Source organism: Burkholderia sp. HI2714 (assembly GCF_002223085.1).
Lineage (GTDB): Bacteria > Pseudomonadota > Gammaproteobacteria > Burkholderiales > Burkholderiaceae > Burkholderia > Burkholderia lata_D.
On record NZ_NKFM01000057.1, the window covers coordinates 20,782 to 38,154 of the forward strand.

General features: G+C 66.6%; 21 protein-coding genes. 10 read left to right on the plus strand and 11 right to left on the minus strand.

Features of this window, described 5'->3' with window-relative positions; genetic code table 11:
- Positions 1-24: 24 nt before the first annotated feature.
- The 7 genes from CFB82_RS31915 to CFB82_RS31945 all read left to right on the plus strand — a co-directional run bounded on the left by CFB82_RS31915 (position 25) and on the right by CFB82_RS31945 (position 5,297).
- Complete coding sequence (locus tag CFB82_RS31915) at positions 25-1,236, plus strand: MFS transporter (RefSeq protein WP_089486672.1); 1,212 nt, start codon at positions 25-27, stop codon at positions 1,234-1,236.
- Between the two features lie 5 nt (positions 1,237-1,241).
- Positions 1,242-2,138 (plus strand): oxidoreductase, encoded by an 897-nt coding sequence (locus CFB82_RS31920; RefSeq protein ID WP_069252832.1) that lies wholly within the window; start codon positions 1,242-1,244, stop codon positions 2,136-2,138.
- 278 nt (positions 2,139-2,416) lie between these two features.
- Complete coding sequence (locus CFB82_RS31925; RefSeq protein ID WP_089486673.1) at positions 2,417-2,749, plus strand: DUF2322 family protein; 333 nt, start codon at positions 2,417-2,419, stop codon at positions 2,747-2,749.
- Positions 2,750-2,819: 70 nt separating this feature from the next.
- Positions 2,820-3,689, plus strand: coding sequence for a hypothetical protein (locus CFB82_RS31930; RefSeq protein ID WP_089486674.1), 870 nt, complete (start codon positions 2,820-2,822; stop codon positions 3,687-3,689).
- A 145-nt stretch (positions 3,690-3,834) separates the two neighbouring features.
- Positions 3,835-4,467, plus strand: a complete 633-nt coding sequence (locus CFB82_RS31935; protein WP_089486675.1) for a LysE family translocator — start codon at positions 3,835-3,837, stop codon at positions 4,465-4,467.
- 217 nt (positions 4,468-4,684) lie between these two features.
- Complete coding sequence (locus tag CFB82_RS31940; RefSeq protein ID WP_373558863.1) at positions 4,685-5,023, plus strand: type II toxin-antitoxin system RelE/ParE family toxin; 339 nt, start codon at positions 4,685-4,687, stop codon at positions 5,021-5,023.
- Positions 5,010-5,297: a helix-turn-helix domain-containing protein gene (locus tag CFB82_RS31945; RefSeq protein WP_089486677.1), complete on the plus strand. Its 288-nt coding sequence runs from the start codon at positions 5,010-5,012 to the stop codon at positions 5,295-5,297. The genes CFB82_RS31940 and CFB82_RS31945 overlap by 14 nt, the downstream gene beginning before the upstream one ends.
- Before the next feature lie 77 nt (positions 5,298-5,374).
- Here the strand turns inward: CFB82_RS31945 and CFB82_RS31950 are convergent, their stop codons facing one another.
- The 3 genes from CFB82_RS31950 to CFB82_RS31960 form a co-directional block, all read right to left on the minus strand.
- Positions 5,375-6,046, minus strand: coding sequence for a YebB family permuted papain-like enzyme (locus CFB82_RS31950; RefSeq protein ID WP_089486678.1), 672 nt, complete (start codon positions 6,044-6,046; stop codon positions 5,375-5,377).
- Between the two features lie 144 nt (positions 6,047-6,190).
- Entirely contained in the window at positions 6,191-6,760 is a 570-nt protein-coding gene (locus tag CFB82_RS31955; RefSeq protein WP_069252831.1) for a hypothetical protein, read from the minus strand.
- Positions 6,761-6,989: 229 nt separating this feature from the next.
- Positions 6,990-7,448: an Lrp/AsnC family transcriptional regulator gene (locus tag CFB82_RS31960; protein ID WP_006486309.1), complete on the minus strand. Its 459-nt coding sequence runs from the start codon at positions 7,446-7,448 to the stop codon at positions 6,990-6,992.
- 124 nt (positions 7,449-7,572) lie between these two features.
- On the opposite strand from CFB82_RS31960, the gene CFB82_RS31965 reads away from it, so the two are divergent.
- The 3 genes from CFB82_RS31965 (at position 7,573) to surE (ending at position 9,568) form a co-directional block, all read left to right on the plus strand.
- Positions 7,573-8,307: an AzlC family ABC transporter permease gene (locus tag CFB82_RS31965; RefSeq protein WP_011356490.1), complete on the plus strand. Its 735-nt coding sequence runs from the start codon at positions 7,573-7,575 to the stop codon at positions 8,305-8,307.
- Positions 8,300-8,608: an AzlD family protein gene (locus tag CFB82_RS31970; protein ID WP_089486679.1), complete on the plus strand. Its 309-nt coding sequence runs from the start codon at positions 8,300-8,302 to the stop codon at positions 8,606-8,608. The genes CFB82_RS31965 and CFB82_RS31970 overlap by 8 nt, the downstream gene beginning before the upstream one ends.
- A gap of 180 nt (positions 8,609-8,788) precedes the next feature.
- The gene (surE, locus tag CFB82_RS31975) at positions 8,789-9,568 is read left to right on the plus strand and encodes a 5'/3'-nucleotidase SurE (RefSeq protein WP_089486680.1); all 780 of its coding nucleotides are present in this window, start codon (positions 8,789-8,791) and stop codon (positions 9,566-9,568) included.
- A 181-nt stretch (positions 9,569-9,749) separates the two neighbouring features.
- Here surE and CFB82_RS31980 read toward each other — a convergent pair whose 3' ends face one another.
- The 8 genes from CFB82_RS31980 to CFB82_RS32005 all read right to left on the minus strand — a co-directional run bounded on the left by CFB82_RS31980 (position 9,750) and on the right by CFB82_RS32005 (position 17,241).
- Complete coding sequence (locus CFB82_RS31980) at positions 9,750-10,571, minus strand: SDR family NAD(P)-dependent oxidoreductase (RefSeq protein WP_089486681.1); 822 nt, start codon at positions 10,569-10,571, stop codon at positions 9,750-9,752.
- 14 nt (positions 10,572-10,585) lie between these two features.
- The gene (locus tag CFB82_RS43465; RefSeq protein WP_179255480.1) at positions 10,586-10,726 is read right to left on the minus strand and encodes a hypothetical protein; all 141 of its coding nucleotides are present in this window, start codon (positions 10,724-10,726) and stop codon (positions 10,586-10,588) included.
- Between the two features lie 221 nt (positions 10,727-10,947).
- On the minus strand, positions 10,948-11,526 hold the full coding sequence (locus CFB82_RS44630) for a glycoside hydrolase family 92 protein (protein WP_256990560.1): 579 nt from the start codon (positions 11,524-11,526) through the stop codon (positions 10,948-10,950).
- Positions 11,490-12,059: a hypothetical protein gene (locus CFB82_RS44635; protein WP_256990561.1), complete on the minus strand. Its 570-nt coding sequence runs from the start codon at positions 12,057-12,059 to the stop codon at positions 11,490-11,492. The genes CFB82_RS44630 and CFB82_RS44635 overlap by 37 nt, the downstream gene beginning before the upstream one ends.
- 68 nt (positions 12,060-12,127) lie before the next feature.
- Complete coding sequence (locus CFB82_RS31990) at positions 12,128-14,599, minus strand: GH92 family glycosyl hydrolase (protein ID WP_089486682.1); 2,472 nt, start codon at positions 14,597-14,599, stop codon at positions 12,128-12,130.
- Positions 14,600-14,926: 327 nt separating this feature from the next.
- Positions 14,927-15,394, minus strand: a complete 468-nt coding sequence (locus tag CFB82_RS31995) for a cupin domain-containing protein (RefSeq protein WP_089486683.1) — start codon at positions 15,392-15,394, stop codon at positions 14,927-14,929.
- A 174-nt stretch (positions 15,395-15,568) separates the two neighbouring features.
- Entirely contained in the window at positions 15,569-16,921 is a 1,353-nt protein-coding gene (locus CFB82_RS32000; protein WP_089486684.1) for a pyridoxal phosphate-dependent decarboxylase family protein, read from the minus strand.
- A gap of 20 nt (positions 16,922-16,941) precedes the next feature.
- The gene (locus CFB82_RS32005) at positions 16,942-17,241 is read right to left on the minus strand and encodes an ArsR/SmtB family transcription factor (protein WP_069250563.1); all 300 of its coding nucleotides are present in this window, start codon (positions 17,239-17,241) and stop codon (positions 16,942-16,944) included.
- Between the last annotated feature and the right edge of the window lie 132 nt (positions 17,242-17,373).

Genomic DNA, 17,373 nt, shown 5'->3' on the forward strand with positions numbered 1-17,373 from the left:
ACCGCTCGCACGGAGCGAACGACGATGCGCCTGCCGGTTTTTTCCCCTCTCGCGATGCAGGAGACCGCGCCACCCCGACGGCGCGTGCTATGGCTATCCTGCGTTGCGCACGCCATGCACGATGGCTATACCGACATGATCTACGCGTTGTTACCGGTGTGGCAGTCGGAATTCGGGCTCGACTTTGCGGCCCTGGCGATCCTGCGCGGCATCTATGCCGGCACGATGGCGACGCTGCAGTTGTCCGCGGGGCGTCTCGCGCAACACCTGGGCAGCCGCACGACCCTCACAATCGGCACGCTGCTCGCCGCGCTCGGCTATGCGATCGCGGGCATGTCGGGTGGCCTGCTCGGTCTGGGCGTGGCGCTGGCGATTTCGGGCGGCGGATCCAGCACGCAGCATCCCATCGCGTCGGGCGCCGTCTCCCGCATCTACGGACGCGACGCGAGAGGCCCACTGAGCATCTACAACTTTTCCGGCGACCTGGGGAAATCCGCGCTGCCGGCCGCCATTTCGCTGCTCGTGACCCTGATGCCGTGGCGTCACGCGCTATGGATCGTCGCCGGTTTGGGCTGCGTCGTGGCCGCCGTCATCGCGCTCTGGTTTCCCGCCGTGCCGCGTGGCGCCGGAAAGCCGAGGGCCAAAGAGCACGCGTCCGCTCGACGCAGTGGCACCGGCGGAAGCGGATTCCCCACGCTGTTTTCCATCGGCGTGCTCGATACGGCGGTACGCATGGGACTGCTTACCTTTCTGCCTTTCCTGCTCAAGGCAAAAGGCGTCTCGCCTCAACTGCTGGGAACGGCCCTCGCGCTCGTTTTCATCGGCGGCGCGGCCGGCAAATTCATGTGTGGCTGGCTGGGCGCACGCATGGGTGTGGCCGGTACGGTATTGCTCACGGAGGGCGGTACGGCCGCGTGCATCGTCGCGGTGATGTATCTCCCGTTGGCACTGACCATGGTGCTGCTGCCGATTCTGGGTATGATGCTCAACGGCACGTCGTCGGTGCTGTACGGAACCGTTCCGGAGATGTCCGCGCCCGAGCGCACCGAGCGCGCATTCGCGATTTTCTACACGGGGACGATCGCATCGGGCGCGCTATCGCCTGTTCTCTACGGGTTCCTGGGCGACAGGATCGGTGTGCATGGCGCCACGTATGCGACCGCGTTGACCGCCCTCGCGATTTTTCCGCTCGCCCTCGCGCTGCGCCCGCATCTGGCGGATGACTCAACAGGATGAACACCATGACGAAGTCTGACTACCCGACCGTCGGCCTTGTCGGCCCGGGCGCAATCGGAACGACCGTCGCCGCGGCCCTTCATGAAGCCGGACGCACGCCGGTGATCTGCGGCCGCTCGGCGCACGAGCAGTTGAAATTGCGCTTCGATGGCGGCGAGATCGTCGTGCCCGGGCCCGTACTGACCGACCCGCAAGCAGTCAAGGAAAAGGTCGATCTCGTATTCGTTGCAGTCAAATCGACGCAGGTGGCGAGCGCGGCACCCTGGGTCTCCGCGCTATGCGATGCGAATACCGTCGTCTGCGCGCTGCAAAACGGCGTCGAGCAACAAGCCGCGTTCGCGCCGTATGCGGCCGGCGCCACGGTCGTGCCATCGGTCGTCTGGTTTCCGGCGCAGCGCGAATCGGGCGCATCGGTGTGGCTGCGGGGCAAGCCTCGGCTCACTCTGCCCGATACGCCGGCGAGCAACGTGGTGGTCTCGGCTTTGCACGGCACGCGCTGCGCGCCGGAGGTTGCGGAGGATTTCATCTCCCTCGCCTGGCGAAAGCTTTTGCAGAACGCGGTGGCGGGACTCATGGTGCTGACCGGTCGCCGCGCCGGCATGTACTCGCGAAGCGACATTACCGAACTGTCGCTCGCCTACCTGCGGGAATGTCTCGAGGTCGCGCGGGCGGAGGGCGCGAAACTGGGCAATGAAGTGCCGCAGGAGATCATCGACGGATTCCATGGCTTTCCGCCCGATTTGAGTACGTCCATTCTTGCCGATCGGCAAGGCAACCAACCCCTCGAATGGGACTGCCGGAACGGCGTCGTGCAGCGATACGGACGATCTCACGGCATTCCGACGCCGATCAGCGATCTGGTCGTTCCGCTTCTCGCCGCCGCCAGCGATGGGCCAGGCTAGCAACCAGGAAACCCGAGCGGATCGAATCGCCCGCGGAGTCACCGCGCCCGGCAACCGCGGACAACACAATCATCCTCAATGACATCCGTCACTTCACAACCTGTTCGTGCTGCCGTGTGGCAAACCGGCAAGCAGGCGCCGGTGTTCCCAGGATAGTCGACGAATCGGATGGTCGGACCAAGTGCAAATCGCTCGGTTACGTCGAAAAATGCATCGTGGCCGATCGGATAACATACGGCCGGCCACCTTCCCATGATCAAACCGACGGAGTGTTTTCAGTGATTCAACCGACCCAAGTATTCAAGGACAACCTCGCGCAACTGCCGGCCATCGACGGCGTCGCGCGCATCGATCTCGTCGGCGCGAACGGCGACGTGGTCGCAACCATCGAGAACCAGCCGGGCAAGCAGGGCTCGCTCGCGGTGTACAACTACCTGAAGCAGGCGTTCGGCACGCTCGACGCGAACGCCGCCGAGCACGGCCTCGCGATATTCGCCGAGCATACGGCCGACGCGCGCAACCGTCCGGGCGCGCACCCGAACGTCGATCGTCTGCTGGCGATCGCCGCCGGCGGCGAAGCGCTGCGGATCGACGTCGTCGCGAAAGGCTGAGTCGTCGGCGGCACGCGCGCGGAAAGCCGCGATCGTCGCGTCCGTATTCCTCGCTCCGGAGACTGCCCGCGTGCCGCGTTTCATTGCCCTGCCGTTGGTCCGCCGTTTCGCTACTGCCGCCGCGATCGCGGCCGTTGCCTGTACCGCATTCGCCGGCACGGCATCGGCCGGTCCGCTGCGAACGGCCTCCGAGATCGCCGGCGCATCGTTGGTGCCGCTCGGCGTGCTGCCGCATTCGCCGGAGAACGGGTCGCTCGATTCGTTTTGCACGCAATATCGCGCGAAGACGACCACCGCAGCCGGCCGCGAAGTCGCGAAGCGCGACTGGATCGTGACGTCCGAGGCGTCGCTCGGGCGCTACACGGTCGTCACGTTCTCGAGCGGCTTCAGCGCCGGCACGAGCGCGATCTGCTTTGCGCGCAACGGCAACATCGGCGTGTTCGACGGCACGACGCTCGTCGCACTCGGCTATACCGCGCGCAAAGCCGGCTGGCAGCTCGGCTCGGCCGACCGGCTGGACAGCGGCGCGCTGCTGATCTGGGGCGGCGACGGCCCGGCGCCGCCGGTCGGCGAACTGCACGAAGACAACGGCGGCCTGCGGCTGACCCGTGTCGCCGCCGAAAGCACGCACTGCAACGGCCGCGCGGTCGTGCCGAACGTGTACGGCAAGCCGCTCGACGCGGCACGCACGATCCTGATCGCGCATGGCTGGCAACCGCTGCGCCCGCGCGAAAAACCGGACGCGACGGACGGCGCGGCGACGCTCGCGAAGCACGGCATTATCGAAGCCGAAGCGTGTTCGGGCACCGGGATGGGGTATTGCGCGCTGCGCTACCGGAATGCGGCCGGCGTGCTCGGCGTGACGACGGTCGGTGGTGAACCGGACAAACCTTCGGCGAACACCGTGATCGACTATCAGGTGGCATGTCGCAAGCAGTGAGTGGTGCGCCGATCGCGCGTGCGCAATGCATGCGTCGCGATACGATCCGCACCGTCCGGCCATCGTCCGTTCGTTCGATTGACCGGCCCCGCGCGCGCTCCTAAACTGACCTCCCATTTACGTCGCACCGACAAAAGGGACGGCCATGATCGACCTCTCCACGCTCGCGCTGTTCTCCGGCGCGTGTCTCGCACTGACCGCCACGCCGGGCCCCGACATGCTGCTGATCGCGTCCCGCAGCGTGAGCCAGGGCCCGCGTGCAGGCTTCGCGACACTCGCGGGCATCCAGGCCGGCACCTACTGCCATGCGCTGGCGGCCGCGCTCGGGCTGTCGCAGCTTTTCGTCGCGGTGCCGCTCGCCTATGACGTCGTGCGCTTCGCGGGCGCCGCCTATCTGCTGTATCTCGCGTGGAAGACGTTCCGTTCGGATGCGACCGCACTGTCGCCCGTCGCGTCGCCGCGACGCCACTCGACCGCGGCGATCTTCCGCCAAGGGCTGACGACGAACCTGCTGAACCCGAAGATGGCGCTGTTCGTGCTCGCGCTGTTTCCGCAGTTCGTGCGGCCCGGGCACGGTTCGATCGCCGTGCAGATTCTCGTGCTCGCGACGGTGCTGAACCTGATCGGCATCATCGTGAACGGCGCGGTCATCCTGTCCGCGAGCCGGCTGAGCCAGCGGATCGGCGCGCGCCGCCGCCCGTCGAAGCTGCCGCAGTACCTGCTCGGGTCAGTGTTCGTGGGGCTGGCGGCGCGGTTGGCGGTGGCGGGGCGGAACTAACCCCCCCTCTTCCATCGCGCATAGCGCGCGCCGTCAACGAATTACGCACGTCGCCGACTCCGGATTGCCTGAGAACAGCCGGGCACACACATCCTCGCCGAAGCCCCCAGCTTACGTAACGGCGACTCCAACCCACCCGCACGTCTGACCAGCCGCCCTCATCCGCAGTCGCGGCTGGTCACTGTTCTTGCATCAACATAACATATTTGTTACTATGATGAACAATGCGTACGAAGTCCGGTTCGTCAATGAGCGTGTCGAAAAGGGAGTGGCAGCGCTACCCAAGACACTCATCGCCCGGTTCTATGCGCTCGTTGACCGCATGGAACAGTACGGCCCGAACCTGGGCGAACCCCACACGCAATCGATGGGAAACGGACTCTACGAAATGCGATTGAAGGGCGCGGAAGGTATCGCCCGGGTGTTTTATTGCGCAATCGTCGAGAGGCGTATCGTCATGCTTCATTGCTTTGTGAAGAAGACGCAAAAGACACCACCGAAGGAACTGGAAACGGCGCGCCGTCGATTGAAGGAGGTTCGAGATGGCAACGTATAAGGAACTGCGCGAGCGTGCATTGGCTGATCCCGAGGTGCGCGCCGAATACGAACGACTGAACCGCGAGGAATTCGCACTGCTCGACGCCATGCTGGCTGCCCGACGAGAGGCCGGACTGTCTCAAGCCGATGTGGCGGAGCGTATGGGTACGAAGGCACCGGCCATCACGCGACTGGAGCGCGCGCTCGCAACGGGCCAGCATTCACCGTCCATCGATACGCTGCGCAAGTATGCGGCGGCTTGCGGTAAAAAGCTCGTGATCAGTTTCGCCTGAACGTTTCGCAAACCGACGCATCGAAACGCTATATTCCACCACGTCGGCAGGCAGGGGCATCACCGAGTCCCACTCCGTCATCCTGCGTCACCAGCGCGCGTATCCGCCACCACCCGCAACGCCCCGCTACCCAGCAAACTCGCCGGCGTCACCGTGTGGCGGCGCCACGGAATCCGGCCGAAGTACCAGATCCTCCAGAAGCCCAGCGGATGGTCCGGATTCCGGCGCAGCAGCATGTCGAAGGTCTCGACGTCGCCGAGCACGATCCGCGTCGCGTCGCGCACGACTTCGCGCACGAACCGCGAGCAGAACTGCCGGCGCGACGCAAGATTGAACCCCGTGTCGTAGACCACGCCGATCCGGCGCATCGCAGCGTCCACGAGCCGGCGCCGCTGCGCGGCATCGAGCGGCTGCTTCAGCCGCGCGATCACGCACGCGCCGCGATCGGAGCGCGCAAGAAACCGCGACATCGTCGTGACGCGCGACAACGGAAATGTACTCTCCGCAATCAACGGCTCGCCGCCGCGCTCGCCGACGACGATCCCGACGTGATTCGTCCACGAGCGCGTCGCGCTCGCCACTTCGAGAAACGGTCGCACGGTGACGCGGATGAAGACGATGTCGCCGATCTCCGGCTCGATCGGCAGCGGCATGTCATGCGGATCGTGAGAACCCACGGGGAAGAGACGCCGCCGGCCCGCCGCGGGTGAGCGGATCATGAGCGGCCGGCAGCCGGTATCGACAACCATACGGACCTCGCGCGAGTGGAGATGACGCGAGCATGTCAGCAGCAGCCGGGTTCCGCATCCGCTTCATGTGCGGGAGCGGATATTCGCGCCGCCCAGTGGCGGATTTCGATACCGGCGTGAAGCGGTGCGCAGGTGCCAAAGCCTTCAGCGTGTCGCGCCCAGCGCCACGCGCAGCCGCTCCATCAACTGTGTGTAATACCGCAGCACGTCGTCCTTCGGCACGACATTCGCAGTCGCGAAACGGTCCGACCACGCCGGTTTCCATTCATACGAGCCGTGCACGCTGCGATCGCCGTCGGGCGCCTGGACCAGCGAACGGATCCGCGCATCGCGGCCCGGGCCCGTATGCACGTCGAACAGCGCGTGGATGTACGTGTGATACGCGTCGTACACGTCGTCGTCGAACAGGTAGCGGTAGATGTGGAAGGTGCGGTCGAGGTCGCGCTTCGCGCGGATCACGTCGTCCGGCGAGATGTCCTTCCAGTAGCCGATCCACGTGTAGAAGCACAGCAGCGCATTGAGCTGCGGCGCGACCGCGTCGTACAGCGCGAGCCGCTTCTCGATCAAGCGCTGGTTGGTCCACTGCACGAGTTCGAGCCGCTTCAGCCGGCGTGCGACGAGCCAGCCGAGACACGCGACCGACAACGGCGTCAGCACGCCCAGCACGAGCTTGACGATTTCCAGCGAATTCCACGGAGTGTTGATTGGCTGCATGAATGGCCCGACAAGAAATGACGCATTCGCGCCGACGCACGACCCGGCGCGCAGCGCCGCCTGCCCGATCGCGTCGACATTGACCGTTAGTTGCTTGCGCATCGAACGTCGCGCGCCATCACAGGCGACATGCTCGAAGCGGCGTGATTCGTCAGTCTATCGGGCGATTGTCACCGAGCCGTGACCGTTCGTCGACCCGTCCGTCTCGTAGCCGCGCACCCGCGTCGCGCTAGGTCGGTAGCGCCGACGTGAGCTTGACCTTCTGCATCGGGATGTCGGTCTTCACACTCAGCACCCCCGGAATACGCGTGAGGTATTCCATCTGGAAGCGCCGGTAATCGTCGATGTCGGCCGCGACGACACGCAGCAGGAAATCGCAATCGCCCGCCATCAGGTGGCATTCGACGACTTCCGGCATCTGCTGGACGGCCTCGGCGAAGCGGTTCACCGATTCTGCGTCCTGCCCCTTCAGCCACACGCGCGTGAAGATCGTCAGCCCCTTGCCGACTTTCGCGGGATTCAGCACGGCCACGTATTTCTCGATCACGCCGGCTTCCTCGAGGAGGCGCACGCGCCGCAGGCACGGCGACGGCGACAGCCCGACCTCGTGCGCGAGTTCCACGTTCTGCATGCGGCCGTCGCGCTGGAGCGCGCTCAGGATCCGGCGGTCGATGGCGTCAAGTTTCATTGGCATTCAATTCCAAAAAATTTGCGTATCACGTGTTCAATGCCAAATTTTGAGAAAAATCTGGCCACAACGCAACCCGATTCGAGTCAAAAAAGCAGACAATTCCTCCCCCGAAGGAGGAGTAATGAGCAGTAGCGTTTCAACGTCGTCAGGGCTTCGCGACAAGCCCGCCTATGTCGCCGAGATGGGCCGTGGTTTGCGCGCGGCGCTGCCCGTCATGCTGGGTTTCGTGCCGTTCGCGCTCGTGCTGGGCGCGCAGGCCGCGCAGAAAGGGCTTAGCCTGTTCGAAGTGCCGATGATGACCGGCATGAACTTCGGCGGCGGCTCCGAATTCGCGGCGATCCATCTGTGGTCATCGCCGCCGCACATCGCGCTGATCGTCGCGATGTCGTTCCTCGTGAATTCGCGCCACATCCTGATGGGCGCCGCCTTCGAGCCGTATATCCGCCGCCTGCCGCGCCGCCGCGCGTTCTTCGCGCTGTTCTTCATGTGCGACGAAAGCTGGGCGATGTCGCTCGCCGACGCCCGGGCCCGCTCGGCCACGCACATCAGCGTGCCCTATTACGCGGGCATCTGCGTGGGGCTCTACCTGACGTGGATCTCGATGACCACGCTCGGCGCGGCCGTCGGGCCGACGATCGGCAACGTCGAGCAGTACGGCTTCGACATGGCGTTCACGGCCGTGTTTCTGGTGCTGCTGCGCGGGATGTGGAAAGGGATGCGCGCGAGCCGCCCGTGGTTCGTGAGCCTCGTCGTCGCGGCGGCCACGCACCTGGCCGTGCCCGGCGCGTGGTACGTCGCGGCCGGCGCCTGCGCGGGGCTGATCGCCGCGCTGCTGTGGGAGCCGCGCGATGCCTGATTTCCCGGATTTCAGCACGGTCGCGACGATCGTGCTGATGGCGTCGACCACCTATCTGTCGCGTATCCTCGGCTACGTGCTGCTGCGCAACCGCACGCTGAGCCCGCGGATGGCGTCGGTGATGGAGAACGTGCCCGGCTGCGTGCTGATCTCGGTGATCGCACCGGCCTTCGTGTCGACGCGCCCGGCCGACCTGCTCGCGCTGGCCCTGACGCTGATCGCGGCGACGCGCCTGTCGATCCTGCCGACCGTCATCGTCGGCGTCGTGTCCGCCGGCCTGCTGCGGCACCTGCTCGGCTGAGCGGCTCCGACCCGCTGCGCACGCCGCGGCACGAATACCGACGAACGGGCGCGCGATGCGCCCGTTTTCACATCCGCGCCCGTCGCGCGACACGACGATCCTCACGCGGGAATGCTAGCCTTGTGGCTTGCGCCACGCTGCATTCCCCTCTCATTGCCCAACTCCGCGAGGATCGTCCCGATGCAAGAAACCCGCCCGCTGTTCGACCGCGTCCTGCTCACCAACGACGACGGAATCGACGCCCCCGGCCTTGACGTGCTCGAACAGGTCGCCACGCAACTGGCGCGCGAAGTGTGGATCGTCGCACCGGCGGAAGACCAGAGCGGCACGTCGCACTCGCTGAGCCTGCACGAACCGCTGCGCGTGCATCGCAAGGGCGAACGCCGCTTCGCGGTGCGCGGCACGCCCGGCGATTGCGTCGCGATCGCGATCAGCCACCTGATGAAGGGCGCGCGGCCCGACATCGTGCTGTCCGGCGTGAATCGCGGCGGGAACCTCGGCACCGAAACGGTGTTTTCCGGCACGGTGGGCGCCGCGATGACGAGCATGCTGGTCGGCGTGCCGGCCATCGCGCTGAGCCAGGCCTTCATCGATCGCAACGCAGTGCCGTGGGACACGGCACGCGCGCTTGCGCCGGACGTCATTCGCCGGCTCGTGGCCGCGGGCTGGGACAGCGACGCCTGCCTGAACGTGAATTTCCCGCCGCGGCCCGCGCAAGACGTGCGCGGCCTCAAGGTGACGAACCAGGGCGCCGGCACGCTGCAGGGTGTCGAGATCGTGTCAGGGTGCGACCCACGCGACATCGAGTATCACTGGCTGAAGCTCGCCCGCGCGCCGCGCGACGACGATGCGGATTCGGAAACGGTCGCGCTGGGTGAGGGGTATGTCGCCGTCACGCCGCTGAAATTCGAGCGCACGCACGATCAGGCACTTGCGCAACTGCGGTCGCGCCTCGGCTGATCGCGTCGGTCGGCAAGTTAGCGGTCGCGGCAATCGCGCGTGTGGCACCTGTGCGCGGGTGCGCGGCCGCATCCGCCTTCGGTGCTTCGGTGCTTCGGTGCTTCTGCGCTTCTGCGCTTCGGTGCCTCGGTGCCTCGGTGCTTCGGTGCCTCGGTGCCTCGGTGCGTCACCGACTCTCGCCTCACGTCAGATTCATTCCCCCGTCGAGCATCACGATCTCGCCCGTCACGTAATCGGACGCGACGAGCATCGCGACCGTCTGCGCGATGTCGTCCGGTGTCGCCGCACGGCGCATCGGCGCGCGCTCGCGCCAGAGCTGCTGCGCATCCGTCCAGTCGGCCGTGAGCGGCGTATCGACGAGCCCCGGCGCGACCGCATTGACGCGAATCGCCGGCGCGAGCGTTTTCGCAAGCAGCCGCGTCGTGTGATTGAGCGCCGCCTTCGCCGCCGCATACGGAATCGACGCGCCCTTCGGCCGCACGCCCGCATGCGAGCTGACGTTCACCACGCACCCGGCCCGCCCATGCGACGCCGCCTCGCGCAGCGCAGCCTCCGCCTCGGCGACGAGCCGGAATGGTGCGATCACGTTGATCTCGTGCATCTCGCGCCACACGTCGGGCGTCGCCGCAGCGAGATCGTCATGCGGAATCACGCGGCTCACGCCCGCATTGTTGACGAGCACGTCGAGCCGCCCGTGCACGGCAACGGCTTCGCGGATCAGCTGCACACGCTCGGTATCGTCGGCGAGATCGGCCTGCACATAGGCCGCACCGAATTCGCGCGCCATCGCGCGTCCCACGTCGGCCGAGCGGCGCGAATGCAGGATCACCGCGTAGCCGTCCGCCGCCAGGCGGCGCGCGATCGCCGCGCCGATCCCCGACGTCGATCCGGTGACGAGCGCGACCGGCCGATGCACGCGCGACGCGCGCGGCTCGGCGACGGTTTCGGTTTCAGGTTCCGTTTCGGAAATCGGGGCAGACATCGGCGGGAGCGGCGCGTCCATATCGGGGAACCCTGTCAGTGGCGTTCCCGCATCATAAGCGCGACGACGCCCCATGACACGAACGTGACGGCGGCCACCACCGGGATTGAATCGGTGAAGCCGAAGCGGTCGGCCGTCAGGTGCCCGATCCGGTCGATGCCGAGCCGGAGCGGCATGAGCGCGTTGCCGGCCGGGACGGGGACCGTCGCCTGCTGTCGCGCGCCCCGTTTGCGAGTGGGCCGCCGAAGCAGTCACCGCGTTGGCGCATGGCGTCCCCGCCGTGCGGCCCAAGGACAGATCCCCGGGGCAGGCCGCTTCCTGCCTCGCGGCCGCGCCCCGCACCGTCAAATGAAGGGAAGGAGAAGCGGCCCGCGTCGCAGCGGGCCGCTTGCGGCGGCTACTTGCCTGCCAACGCCAGCGACGGCGCGAGCGCGCTGTTCGGATCCTGCCCGTTCCAGGTGCCGACCCAGGCGTCGTTCGGCGTCGACCCCATCACCAAGTCGAGCGTGCCGCCGGCCTTCATCTCGTCGTACGTGATGTACGGCCGATGCAGCGGCGTGCCGTTCAGGCTGACCGACTGGACGTAGCGATTGACCGATGACGGCGCGCCGCCGCCGGCCGCATGCGCGGTCACCTTGAAGCGCCGCGTCGCGCCGAACTTCAGGCTCTTTCCGTCCCCGCCGCCCGACGCCACCGGGATGTCGATCGTCGCCTCCTCGAACAGCGGCGTGCTGAGGTAGAACACGCCGCCCACCGGATTCAGCGAATAGATGCCGAGCGCGGACAGCACGCACCACGCGGACAACTGCCCGCAATCGTCGTTGCCGGGAATCGCCGAATCGCGCACGCGGCGCGGATCGGCCAGCGTGGCCTTCAGGCTGTCGCCGCTGAGCAGCGCGCGATCACCGGCCGTCAGCGTCAGCGAGTACATGTCGTCCATCACCGAACGCACGCGATCCTGCGTCTTCGACGGCATGCCCGCGACGTCGCGGCGACCTTCGCCAGCGTCGCGGTGTCGACCGGCGCCAGCGTCGGCAGGAACCGCCCTTCGCCGCCCGAGCCGATACCGGTGCCCGACAGGTGCGTATGCGTGAAGCCGGTGATGAACGGATCGTCGTACTGGTAGCCCGACGTGCGATCCCAGTTCCACGGCAGCGTGTGCGCGCCGCCGGTCGTGTCCGGCCCGAGCTGCACCATCCCGAACGGCACGGTCGCGCCCGGGTACACGTGGCCGTGGCCCCGCACGCCGCTGCTCCAGTCCGCGTTGATGTCGAGATTCGCCGTGCCGATCATCGGGTCGACGCTGTGCAGCACCGACCGTTTGGTCGCGCCGCCGTTTTCGCCTTGATCGTTCTGATCGCCCTGGTCGTTCTGGTTGCCTTGATCGTTCTGGTTGCCCTGCGCGTTCGACCGCTGCGCGAGCACGCTCGCATCCGTCGAGCCCTGATCGCCCCCGCACCCCGACAGCACGGCAAGGCACCCGATACCCACCACATGACGTAGCTTCATCCGTTCGTCCATCCCTCTCTCTGCGTCGATCCTGCTGGCAAGAACCGTTCGTTGATCTCCCCCGGCTGTTACGGCGCGCTGGCCGCCTGCGGGAACGACGGCATCGCGGATGCGTCGGTGCCCCACGTCGTGGCGTTCGCGTCGGCCGTCATCGCATACGACAGCTTTCCGCCCTTCGCGATCTGCTCGAACGGCAGCCACGCGGCGGAGTAAGGTGCGCCGCTCAGCTTCAGCGACTTCACATAGAACGACGCGTTGTCGCCCGAGCCTGCCCCCGGCGCGATGATGTGCAACAGCCGGTAGCTGCCGTCCTTCTGCCCGACGCGCACCGTGATCTTCTCGAACTGCGGGCTCGACAGCGCGACGCCGCCCACGCCCGGCACGACCGGATAAAGACCAACCGCGGCCCACACGTACCAGCCCGAGATCGCGCCGAGATCGTCGTTGCCCGGCAGCCCGGCCGCGCCGGTGCCGAACTCGTTCGCGAGCGACGCATGCAGCACGCGCTGCGTATGGGACGGCGCACCGGCCCACGCATACACCCACGGCACGGCCATCGTCACTTCGTTGCCGACGTAGAAATACGGCTGCACGGTGCCGATGTTCAGGTGCGTGAAGAACGTGTCGAGCCGCTTGACGACCGGCGCGGCGCCGCCGGCCTGCGCGACCACGCCGGCGAGATCGTGCGGCACGTACCACGTGTATTGCTCGGCATTGCCTTCCATGAAGCCGGTGCCGTCGGTGACCCATGCGCCGGCCGACGTCTTCGGCTGGATCGCGCCCCGGTCGAACAGGTTTTGCCAGTTACCGCTCGACTTCAACAGCGTGCCGGCCGTCGCGGTATCGCCGAGCGCCGTCGCGAAGCGCGACACCGCGAAATCGCGCACCGCGTATTCGAGCGTGTTCGAGGCGGTCTGGTTGTCGCCCGAGCCCGACGACGGCACGTAGCCGAACCGGTCGTAGTCCGCGCGACTGCCCATCACCGGCGTGCCGGCGCACGCGGCGCCCGGCGCCGTGCTGTTTTTCATGATCGACAGCGCGGCCTGCGTGTCGAAGTTCGTCGCGCCGAACACATGCGCGTTCGCGACGATGATCGAGCCCGCGTCGCCCGGCATCACGGCCGTCTCGGTATTGAAGTACGCCCAGCGCGGGAACGCGCCGCACGCCTTCGCATCGAGCACGAGCGACTGCACGATGTCACCGGTCCGCACCGGGTCGAGCAGCGCCTGCAACTGGATGAACGAGCGGTCGATGTCCCAGCCGGAGAAGTTCGCGTACATCGTGCGGCCTTTCTCGACCTGACGTGTCGGCGCGGCCGCTGCGCCGTTCGACGCGTAGAAATCCGGGTATTGGCCGTTCACGTCGTTGAACACGTTCGGGTGCAGCGACGCGTGATACAGCGCGGTGTAGAACTTCGTCTTGTCGGCGTCGCTGCCGCCCGTGACCTGGATCGCGTTCAGGCGCGCGTTCCACGCGGCGCTCGCCGCGCCGCGCACGGTGTCGAAGCGCCAGTTCCGGCTGCCTTGCGCATCCGTCTCCGGATTCTCGGCACGCAGGTTCGCCTTCGCATTCGCTTCACTGACGAACGAGATGCCGAGCTTCATCATCACGTCAGGGTGCTTGCGGTCGACATTGAACGTCACGGTCATCGGGCGGTTGTTCGACAGCGCCGGCTTCGCCGCGAACGGCTGGCTGAATTCCGCGTAGTAGTAAACGGGCACCGCATGCCCGGCCCAGCAGAATCCGCCGCCCGCGATCGTGCCCGACAACGCGCGGTCGCCGACCTGGCTGATCGTGTCGCTCGTCGTGCCCTGCGCACGGTCGTTCAGCACGGTCGGATCGATCGCGATCGTCGCCTGCTGGCTCTGCGCGAGCGCCGGATACGTGAAGCGCGCGAAGCCGGTGCGCACCGTCGTCGTCAGCTCGGCCTTGATGCCGTTGCCGAGCGTGACGCCGTAATAGCCGGCCTGCGCGGTTTCGTTCGCGTGGCTGAAGCTGGCCGGCGTGCCGGCGTCGCCGGGCGCGAGCTGCGGCATCACGTTCAGGTAGCCGCCGTTCGCCCAGCAGCCGGTCCCGCTCAGGTGCAGGATGCTGAATGCGTTGATCGACGTGTCGCCGTACCAGTAGCCGCCGGAGAAGCCGGAGCCGTCGCCCTTGCTGCTGTCGTATTGGGCGGTCGGCGTCATCGGGCTCCATTGCATCATCCCGAACGGGACCGTCGGCCCGGGGAACGTGCCGCCGCCGAGGCCCGAGCCGACCGGGTCGGCCGGCTGGTCGGTCGCGTAGTCGGTGCCGATCAACGGATTGACGTATTGCGCGACGCGGATGTCGGCGTTTTTCTTCGACGACTCGTTGCTGTTGTTGTTGTCGCTTTCGTTGCCGTTTTCGTTGTCGCCGTTGCCGTTCTGGTTGCCCTGTGACTGCGCGGCAGCCGACAGGTTCGCCGCGGCCACCGACGGCGAATCGCCATCGCCGCCGCAGGCAGACAAGACAACGCACAGCGCCAGCAGCGCCGTTCCCAACCCCCAGTTCCTGGACATCGCCCGTCTCCGTATCGTTCTTGAATCAGGATGTTGATTCGAACTACTGAGCTTTAAATCAGGATGCTTTTGATGGATTCCGCTTGCCCGGACGATCGGTCGAAAATCCCGGGTGCGTGTCGTTATTTCCGAATGCGCGCACCTGGAAAAAGACGCGCCGGCATGTCGAAATACCGGCGCCCAGGAGCGGACAATGCGCACAAGCGTGCCCAAATAAACGCGCTTTCTCTACCCCGTGTTTTTACGAATTTTTATTTTGTTTATATAAACACGAGGTTATTGATTCGGTTTTTATGTGGAATGGAGCGTCAAATGCACGATTGGCGATCAAGGCTGCTTCGGCAGATCGACATAGTCCTCGAGTTCGCCAGCGATATACAGCCGCTTGCCGAGTCGCGGGTATTCGCAGACGTCGTGTTCGAGCCGCTGCCCGCCGACGAGCAGTTCCAGCGGCGTATCGCCGGTGTTCTGCACCGTATGCGCTTCACCACCGCGCGGAAAGCCGATGAAATCGCCCGGCCCGATTTCACTGGCGCGTTCACCGATCGTGACCGCGCCCGTACCTGACAGCACGTAGACGAACTCTTCTTCGTACAGGTGACGGTGATACTCGGCCGATTCGTGACCGGGCATCAGCGTGAGCAGGTGAATACCGATTTGCGTCAGGCCGGTCAGGTCGCTGAGTTGTCGCTTGAAGCGAACGGCATTGGGATTCAGCGAATGCACCGCGCGCGTCGGTTCCATCTTCGCAATATCGGCGGCCTTCAGCAGTTCCCGGGGAAAAGGAGTCGACATGGGGATCTCGCAAGCGTGAATGCTTCAGTTGAACGCGGCGCCAGCGTGGCGCGCGCAGCGGCCATTGTCCGACATTTTCACGCTTGCGGAGGGGTTGCGAGCCCCGCCATCTCGAGCGGCTAGCGCGCGTGAGTATGTGAACCTCCGCGCGCGCCGCCACTGCACTGTCGTCGCTCAGCGCACGTGCACGCCGCGCAGTTCCGTCAGCAAGGCCACGAGACGATCGATGTGCGCGTCTTCGGTACGCCATGACGACACGCTGATCCGGAACGCCGGCCGCCCTTGCCACACCGTCGCGCCGAACCACACGTCACCCGACGCCTGCGCGGCCGCGAGAATTGCCGCCGTTTCATCGTCGGTGCCGGCGCGCACGAGCACCTGGTTCAGCACGACGCGGTTCAGCACGTCATAGCCGGCGGCACGCAGGCCGTCCGCGACCCGCGCCGCCTGCGCGCAATGCTGCTCGACCATCGTGGCCACGCCGGCGCGGCCGAGCGAACGCAGCGCGGCCCACACGGGGATGCCGCGCGCGCGCCGCGAGAATTCGAGGTTCAGGTTCTTCTGCGCGTCCTGCGCGCCGCTCAGGTACACGGCGTCGCTGTTCATCGCGGTCGCGAGTGCGGCCGCGTCGCGGCAGATCACCATCGCGCCGTCGTACGGCGTGTTGAGCCACTTGTGGCCGTCGGTGGTCCAGCTGTCCGCGCCGTCGATGCCGTCCGTCAGCGCGCGCTTCGACGATGCGCGGGCCCACAGGCCAAACGCACCGTCGACGTGCACCCACGCGCCGGCCGCCTTCGCGGGCGGAATCAGCGCCGCGAACGGATCGAACTCGCCGGTGTTCACTTCGCCGGCCTGCACGCAGAGGATCGTCATGTCGTCGAGCGCCGGCAACTGCGCCGGGTCGATCCGGCCGTGCGTGTCGACCGGCGCGACGACGAGGCGCTTCATCCCGAAACCGAGCACGCGCAGCGCCTTCTTCACCGTGATATGCGCGAGCTCGGAGATCACGACCTTCACTTCGGGTGCGCCGATCAGACCATCCGCGTCGACGTCCCAGCCCTTGCGCGCGAGCAGCGCGCGCCGCGCGGCCACCAGCGCGACGAGCGTGCAGGCCGTCGCGCTCGTGCCGAAACCGACCGCGCTGCCTTCGGGCAACCCGAGCACGTCGACGACCCAGCGCGCGGCCTGGCGCTCGATCGTCGCGGCGACCGGTGAATTCGCGTACGACGACGCGCACTGGTCCCACGCGAGCATCAACCGCTCGGCCGCCGCCGCGGCCGGCAGCGCGGCGCCGATCACGAAGCCGAAGTAGTTCGGTCCGTTCGACGCGACGGTCGCGGGCGTGCCGCGCTCGTCGAGCAGGCGCAGCACGTCGTCGGCCGGGCGGCCCGTATCGGGCAGCGGCTCGTCGAACGCCGCCAGGCCGGCCAATGCGGTCGCGTCGGGAAACGCGCGCCGCTCGTTCGTCGCGGCCAGATACGCGTGCGCGCGCCGGTCGGCGTCGGCCAGCAATGCAAGTTCGTCCATGTCGGTTGCCTCGGTGGGAATCAGAGTTGCAAAAGATCGCGGCCGAGCTGCTGCAGCGCGCCGTCGATCCGCTTGTAGTACGTGAACTTGCCGGCGCGGGTCGCCTGCACGAGCCCGGCATCCGCGAGGATGCGCATGTGGCGCGTGGTCGTGGCCGGCGCGATGCCGAGCTTTTCGGTGATGTACGTGCAGCACACACCGAGTTCGTCGAAATCGCCGTGCGGCTGCGGCGGGAAATGCTTGCGCGGCTGCTTGAGCCAGCGCATCACGGCCAGACGGCTTTCGTTGGCCAGTGCGCTGATGCGGGTGACGTCGTCCATGGGGGCGGTTTCATTTAACGTTTCGAATATTAGCTAAATGACGAAATGTGTGCAATCGAGCGAACGCCGGCTTTGGCTGACGACGTCGCGCGCCGGATCCTCACGCTGGCCTTCGCTGCGAGCGTGGCAAGA

Bases quoted from the DNA above. Each gene is read 5' to 3' on its own strand.
- CFB82_RS32005 (WP_069250563.1), bottom strand. From the start codon at position 17,241: ATGGACGACGTCACCCGCATCAGCGCACTGGCCAACGAAAGCCGTCTG.
- CFB82_RS31990 (WP_089486682.1), bottom strand. From the start codon at position 14,599: ATGTCCAGGAACTGGGGGTTGGGAACGGCGCTGCTGGCGCTGTGCGTT.
- CFB82_RS32000 (WP_089486684.1), bottom strand. From the start codon at position 16,921: ATGGACGAACTTGCATTGCTGGCCGACGCCGACCGGCGCGCGCACGCG.
- CFB82_RS31955 (WP_069252831.1), bottom strand. From the start codon at position 6,760: ATGCAGCCAATCAACACTCCGTGGAATTCGCTGGAAATCGTCAAGCTC.
- CFB82_RS31965 (WP_011356490.1), top strand. From the start codon at position 7,573: ATGAGCAGTAGCGTTTCAACGTCGTCAGGGCTTCGCGACAAGCCCGCC.
- CFB82_RS31980 (WP_089486681.1), bottom strand. From the start codon at position 10,571: ATGGACGCGCCGCTCCCGCCGATGTCTGCCCCGATTTCCGAAACGGAA.
- CFB82_RS31950 (WP_089486678.1), bottom strand. From the start codon at position 6,046: ATGGTTGTCGATACCGGCTGCCGGCCGCTCATGATCCGCTCACCCGCG.
- CFB82_RS31960 (WP_006486309.1), bottom strand. From the start codon at position 7,448: ATGAAACTTGACGCCATCGACCGCCGGATCCTGAGCGCGCTCCAGCGC.
- CFB82_RS44635 (WP_256990561.1), bottom strand. From the start codon at position 12,059: ATGAAGCTACGTCATGTGGTGGGTATCGGGTGCCTTGCCGTGCTGTCG.
- CFB82_RS31920 (WP_069252832.1), top strand. From the start codon at position 1,242: ATGACGAAGTCTGACTACCCGACCGTCGGCCTTGTCGGCCCGGGCGCA.
- CFB82_RS44630 (WP_256990560.1), bottom strand. From the start codon at position 11,526: ATGCCGTCGAAGACGCAGGATCGCGTGCGTTCGGTGATGGACGACATG.
- CFB82_RS43465 (WP_179255480.1), bottom strand. From the start codon at position 10,726: ATGCCGCTCCGGCTCGGCATCGACCGGATCGGGCACCTGACGGCCGAC.
- CFB82_RS31995 (WP_089486683.1), bottom strand. From the start codon at position 15,394: ATGTCGACTCCTTTTCCCCGGGAACTGCTGAAGGCCGCCGATATTGCG.
- surE (WP_089486680.1), top strand. From the start codon at position 8,789: ATGCAAGAAACCCGCCCGCTGTTCGACCGCGTCCTGCTCACCAACGAC.
- CFB82_RS31940 (WP_373558863.1), top strand. From the start codon at position 4,685: ATGAACAATGCGTACGAAGTCCGGTTCGTCAATGAGCGTGTCGAAAAG.
- CFB82_RS31970 (WP_089486679.1), top strand. From the start codon at position 8,300: ATGCCTGATTTCCCGGATTTCAGCACGGTCGCGACGATCGTGCTGATG.
- CFB82_RS31945 (WP_089486677.1), top strand. From the start codon at position 5,010: ATGGCAACGTATAAGGAACTGCGCGAGCGTGCATTGGCTGATCCCGAG.
- CFB82_RS31935 (WP_089486675.1), top strand. From the start codon at position 3,835: ATGATCGACCTCTCCACGCTCGCGCTGTTCTCCGGCGCGTGTCTCGCA.
- CFB82_RS31915 (WP_089486672.1), top strand. From the start codon at position 25: ATGCGCCTGCCGGTTTTTTCCCCTCTCGCGATGCAGGAGACCGCGCCA.